At 68.8% G+C, this 4,875-nt stretch carries 5 protein-coding genes; 4 read left to right on the forward strand and 1 reads right to left on the reverse strand.

The features are described from left to right. Positions 1-301: 301 nt before the first annotated feature. The gene (locus FV228_RS20295; protein ID WP_147856270.1) at positions 302-481 is read right to left on the reverse strand and encodes a hypothetical protein; all 180 of its coding nucleotides are present in this window, start codon (positions 479-481) and stop codon (positions 302-304) included. 332 nt (positions 482-813) lie between these two features. On the opposite strand from FV228_RS20295, the gene FV228_RS20300 reads away from it, so the two are divergent. The 4 genes from FV228_RS20300 to FV228_RS20315 all read left to right on the forward strand — a co-directional run. Beyond that, complete coding sequence (locus FV228_RS20300; RefSeq protein WP_147856271.1) at positions 814-1,968, forward strand: aminotransferase; 1,155 nt, start codon at positions 814-816, stop codon at positions 1,966-1,968. Between the two features lie 81 nt (positions 1,969-2,049). Continuing rightward, positions 2,050-2,574 carry a DUF4112 domain-containing protein gene (locus tag FV228_RS20305; RefSeq protein ID WP_147856272.1) on the forward strand — a complete coding sequence of 175 codons (525 nt, stop codon included), beginning with the start codon at positions 2,050-2,052 and terminating at the stop codon, positions 2,572-2,574. 214 nt (positions 2,575-2,788) lie between these two features. Continuing rightward, on the forward strand, positions 2,789-4,003 hold the full coding sequence (locus FV228_RS20310) for an ABC transporter permease (protein WP_147856273.1): 1,215 nt from the start codon (positions 2,789-2,791) through the stop codon (positions 4,001-4,003). Between the two features lie 400 nt (positions 4,004-4,403). Continuing rightward, positions 4,404-4,875, forward strand: a 472-nt coding sequence (locus FV228_RS20315; protein WP_147856274.1) for a MucR family transcriptional regulator, incomplete at its 3' end; no start/stop codon positions are given.

Consider the following 4,875-nt stretch of genomic DNA (forward strand, 5'->3'; position numbering starts at 1 on the left):
GAAGCGCCGCGTGCGGACGTCGCGCGCCGGCGCCTCGCCGGGCTGGTAGGCGCGCGCCGTATCGGTGCGGATCGGTGAACTCTCGTTCATGCCTGACTAGAGCACATGCCGGACGCCTGCGCGACCGACGGCACCCTATCCCTCGCTGTGCACGCCCCCATGGCGCATGTTCCGGCCGCCTACGCTTCGGCGGCCCGGACGGTGGCATCGGCCTACGCGGCTATACGGGCCGGACGGTGTCCGGCGGCTGCGGCATATTCCATCGCCGGGGCGTATCGGATGCCCGGCCAATGTGCCGTCACTAGGGCGTGGAGGTTTCAGCCGTGTTGCTGGGCTCCGCGGCGGACGGATCCGGTGCCGCATAAGCCTTCAGCACCGCGCGGAACGGCGCGTCCACGGGCGCCACCGGCAGGCCGAGCCGGAGGGCGAGGCCCAGGCCGGCGATCAGCAGGGCAAGGCATAAGGCGTGCGTCGTCCGCATGGTCGCATCCGGTGGGCCGGACACGCTACCAGAGCGCGCGACCCATCACATGCCGAAAGGGCCACCGATCCGGAGATCGATGGCCCTCTGAGAGGACCGGAGCGGCGTCTCGCTGACGGAGCGAGGGGGCAAAGCCCCGCCGACGAGAGCGCCGCTCCGGCCGTGAGACGAACCTACGTTACGACTGATGAATGTCAACATTCGTCAGCCCCGCCGTTCGCCCGGATGGATGGGTCTGTGCGGGCGCGCACATTCCGCACGCCGCCGACCCCATGCTACATCCCGACGATGTCCAGCCTGTCTCCCGCGCCCCAAGCGGCGTCCCGCCTCGCATGAATCCGGTCTTCGCCGCCCTGCCGACCACGGTGTTCGAGACCATGTCGCGGCTCGCCCGCGCCCACGACGCGGTCAATCTCGGGCAGGGCTTTCCCGACGATCCCGGCCCCGCGGACGTGCGCGAGCGCGGCGCCCGGGCGCTCATGGACGGCTGGAACCAGTATCCGCCGATGATGGGGCTGCCGGCCCTGCGCGAGGCCGTGGCCACGCATTACGCCCGGCACCAGGACCTCGCCCTCGATCCCGAGACCGAGGTGATGGTGACCTCCGGGGCGACCGAGGCGCTCGCCGGGGCCCTGCTGGCGCTGATCGAGCCCGGCGACGAGGTCGTGCTGTTCGCGCCGATGTACGACGCCTACCTCCCGCTGGTGCAGCGGGCGGGCGGCGTGCCGCGGATCGTGGCCCTGCAGCCGCCGTTCTTCCGGCTCGACAAGGTTGCGCTGGCCGCCGCGTTCGGCCCGCGCACGAAGGTCGTGGTGCTCAATAATCCGCTCAATCCGAGCGCGACCCTGTTCAACCCGGACGACCTGGCGCTGCTCGCCCAGTACTGCACGCGGTTCGATGTCACCGCGATCTGCGACGAGGTCTGGGAGCACGTGGTCTTCGACGGCGCCCGCCACCGGCCGCTGATGGCGCTACCCGGGATGCGCGAGCGGACGGTCAAGATCGGCTCGGCGGGAAAGATCTTCTCGCTCACCGGCTGGAAGGTCGGCTTCGTGATGGCCGATGCCCGGCTGATGCCGGTCCTGGCCAAGGCGCACCAGTTCCTCACCTTCACCACGCCCCCCAACCTACAGGAGGCGGTGGCGTACGGCCTCGGCAAGCCCGAGCCGTGGTTCGAGGCCATGCGGGCGGGCTACGCGGCCTCCCGCGACCGGCTGGCCTCCGGCCTGCGCGACCTCGGCTTCCGGGTCCTGCCGGCGCAGGCCACGTGGTTCCTCAACATCGACATCACGGGGCTCGGCTACGCCGACGACGTCGCCTTCTGCGAGGCACTGGTCACCCGTCACGGCGTCGCCGCGATCCCGGTGAGCGCGTTCTACCCGGACGGCTCCGTGCGCAGCCTCGTGCGCCTGTGCTTCGCCAAGGCCGACGCCACCCTGGACACCGCCCTCGCGCGGATGCGGGGCGTGGCCGGGGGTGCGGCATGATGGTCGCAGGCGCTTTGCTTGCGGGGATCTCCCGGGGGGGCCACCTCGTTGAGGGTGATGGCTCTCCGACGGATCCCCGCGATGGACTTCTCCCAGGCTTCCCGGACCGGCCCCTCCGCCGGTGCCAAGACCTTTCCTGGCGCCAAGACCTTTCCTGGCTCCAAGACCTTTCCCGGCAGTGCGTCGGCGCGCCTGCCGCCATTCCTGTCGGCCGATCTCGACCGCGAGGCCAGCCTCGCCCGGCTGGAGACGCTGGCGCACTTCATGGACACGGCCTTCGTGATCCCGGGGATCAACCGGCGGGTCGGGTTCGACGCGCTGATCGGCCTCGTGCCGGTGATCGGCGACGTGGCCGGCATGGTGATCTCCTCGTTCATCGTCTACGAGGCCAAGCGCCTGGGCGCGCCCCGCTGGCTGGTGGCCCGGATGGGGCTCAACGTCGCCTTCGACGGTCTGCTCGGGGTGGTGCCCCTGGCGGGCGACCTGTTCGACGCCGCCTTCAAGGCCAACCGCCGCAACGTCCGCCTGCTGCGCCACTGGATGGAGCGCACCGGCGGAATCCGCCCGAACGAAATCGAGGGCACCGCGACCCGTCTCGACACCTGAGTCTTTTCTGGGGTTCGCGATGGGCGAAGGGCGGTAGCCGCCGACTCGCGCCTGCTCCCCTTTGTGACCTGCGATATCTTCACATCGGCGCGTGCCAGCCGCGAGCCCCCTCTCCCGCACGGGAGAGGGGGCTCGTCGCGGCTCCTCCGGTATCGTCTGGATCCGGTAGCCTGCGCTGCCACAGCGAGAATCGTCCAGTTCTGCAGGGGCAGCCATGAACGAGATCGCGCGCCCCGGCGAGAGCGAGGTCGTCCCGGCGCCGTTGCCGGGCGCCCAGCCGATCGTCCTGCGGCCCGATGAGGCCGTTCCCGCGCCGGCCCCGGTTTCGGGCGGGCGCGGCTGGCTGTCGCCGCTCAACCGGCGCCGGCTCGACAACTTCCGCCGCAACCGCCTCGGTTCCTGGTCGTTCCTGATCTTCGCGGCCCTGTTCGTCCTCAGCCTGTTCGCCGAGTTCATCGCCAACGACCGCCCGATCGTCCTGTCCTACAAGGGCGAGTGGCTGGTCCCGGTGCTGGTGGACTACCCGGAGGAGAAGTTCGGCGGCTTCCTGGCGGTCACGGATTTCCGGTCGCCCGAGATCCGCAAGGAGATCGCCGAGCACGGCTGGGCGCTCTGGCCGCCGATCCGGTTCTCCTACGACACGATCAACGAGGACCTGCCGACGCCCTCGCCGTCGCCGCCGACCTGGATGCTCTCGGACGCGCAGTGCAGGCCGGTGGCGGAAAAACTCGGCGGGGCGACCTGCGCCGACATCCCGTGGCACTGGCTCGGCACCGACAACACCACCCGGGACGTGCTGGCGCGGGTGATCTACGGGTTCCGCATCTCGGTGCTGTTCGGGCTGATCCTGGCCGCGGTCTCCTCGGCGATCGGGGTCGTGGCCGGGGCCGTGCAGGGCTATTTCGGCGGCTGGGTCGATCTCGCGTTCCAGCGGTTCATCGAGGTCTGGGGCGGGATCCCGACCCTCTACCTGATCATCATCATCTCGGCCTTCATCGCCCCCGGCTTCTTCGTCCTGCTCGGGATCATGCTGCTGTTCTCGTGGGTGGCGCTGGTCAGCGTCGTGCGCGCCGAGTTCCTGCGGGCGCGGAACTTCGAATACGTCCGGGCCGCGCGGGCGCTCGGCCTGTCGAACCTGCGCATCATGACGGTCCACCTGCTGCCCAACGCCATGGTGGCGACGCTGACCTTCCTGCCGTTCATCCTGAACGGCTCGATCACCACGCTGACTTCCCTGGACTTTCTAGGCTTCGGCCTGCCGCCGGGCTCGCCCTCCCTCGGGGAACTGCTGGCACAGGGCAAGGACAACCTGACGGCCCCATGGCTCGGGCTCACCGGATTCCTGGTCATCGCCGTGATGCTGAGCCTCCTGGTCTTTGCCGGCGAAGCAGTGCGCGACGCGTTCGACCCCCGCAAGTCCTTCGCCTGAGCCCGGATCCGGCCCTCAACGGTGCCGGAACCCACAGGCGATCGGCGATCCTGCAAAAATATTTTGCGGCGCGGCGGCAAGACCGGTCAACGGTCGGGAAAGTCGCGCCAAGACCCCCCGCGGGAACTGCTGATCTTGGCCGTAACGGTCTCTCCCACCAACGAAAACCTCGTTCCGAGCCAGTGCCAGCATTCGTCGCGCGGGCCAGGATATAGCGCCGCGCAAGTGCCTGGATAATGGCGCCAATGCAACTTCAACCTGTAACCTTGGCCGGCCGATGTAGACCTGAACTTTCAATCGATCACACGGAATTGTATGGATCACCTTGCTTTTTCCTGCGGCTGTCTTAACTCGCAGTAAGTCACCATCTCCGCACCCATCCAGCTTAAGGAAAGCAAGAATGTCCGAAGAAGCGTCCGCATCCCAGGCGCACTATATCGAACGGACCGTGGACGTCGTTGCGGCCTATGTCGCCAACAATTCCCTGCCCCCGACCGAATTGCCGTCGCTGATCGCGAGCATCCATGAGGCGCTGAATTCCATCGGCTCCGGGCCTTCCGCCGCGGCGGAAGACACTGTCGAGCGGCCGACCCCGGCGCAGGTCCGCAAGTCGATCCGCCCGGATGGCCTCGTCAGCTTCATCGACGGCAAGTCGTACAAGACGCTGAAGCGCCACCTGACCAAGCACGGCCTCGATCCGCAGGGCTACCGCGAGCGGTACGGCCTGCCGGCGGATTATCCGACCACCTCGGCGAATTACTCGGCGCAGCGCTCGGCGCTGGCCAAGAGCCTGGGTCTCGGCCAGCCCGGCCGCACCCAGCAATCCGAGAAGGAGCCGGACGTCGAGGCTGGCTCGGCGCCCGCGCCGGCCC

The organism is Methylobacterium sp. WL18, from assembly GCF_008040015.1.
In the GTDB taxonomy this organism is placed as follows: Bacteria; Pseudomonadota; Alphaproteobacteria; order Rhizobiales; family Beijerinckiaceae; genus Methylobacterium; species Methylobacterium mesophilicum.